Annotated in this window: 2 protein-coding genes; both read left to right on the top strand. The window is 60.9% G+C overall.

Annotated elements, in window-relative coordinates; genetic code table 11:
* A partial coding sequence (locus tag JF66_RS19590; RefSeq protein WP_035880562.1) for a transcription termination/antitermination protein NusG occupies positions 1-281 on the top strand: 281 nt, incomplete at its 5' end.
* 104 nt (positions 282-385) lie between these two features.
* A partial coding sequence (gene rplK / locus JF66_RS19585) for a 50S ribosomal protein L11 (RefSeq protein ID WP_035880563.1) occupies positions 386-729 on the top strand: 344 nt, incomplete at its 3' end.

The following is a 729-nucleotide window of genomic DNA, read 5'->3' as shown; positions in this document are numbered from 1 at the left end:
TCGAAGAAGCCTTCGGCATGCTCAAGGGCCTCGTCGAAATCGTTGAGGCTCCCACCACCAAGGGCAACGGTCACGGTGGCAAGTCCGCCCAGCGCGTCATCGCAGCCGAGGTCGACTACGAAATCGGCGAGACGATCACCATCAAGGAAGGATCCTTCGCGGGTCTGCCCGGATCGATCAGCGAGATCAAGCCGGAGAGCGGAAAGCTCATCGTGCTCGTGTCGCTCTTCGAGCGTGAGACGCCGGTCGAGCTCAGCTTCGATCAGGTCACCAAGCTCTAGGCTCTGCCGGTAACAGGCACCCTCCCCCAACCACCGGGGCCCGTCCGGGCCACCGGGAGAGCAGCCCTGACGGGCAGCTCGAAACTTACAAAGAAGGAAGAACAATGGCACCGAAGAAGAAGGTTACAGGTCTGATCAAGCTTCAGATCAAGGCCGGCGCCGCCAACCCCGCACCGCCCATCGGGCCGGCACTGGGCCAGCACGGCGTGAACATCATGGAGTTCTGCAAGGCATACAACGCTGCGACAGAAGCCCAGCGCGGAAACGTCATCCCGGTTGAGATCACCGTGTACGACGACCGTTCATTCACCTTCATCTTGAAGACCCCGCCCGCAGCGGAGCTCATCAAGAAGGCCGCAAACCTTGCAAAGGGCAGCGGAACCCCCCACACCATCAAGGTTGCCAAGCTCACGCAGGCACAGATCCGCGAAATCGCCGAAGTCAAGAT

This window comes from Cryobacterium sp. MLB-32 (assembly GCF_000738085.1).
Taxonomy (GTDB): domain Bacteria; phylum Actinomycetota; class Actinomycetes; order Actinomycetales; family Microbacteriaceae; genus Cryobacterium.
The sequence above is the reverse complement of the archived record's forward strand: the minus strand, read 5'-3'. Positions and strand labels throughout refer to the sequence as shown.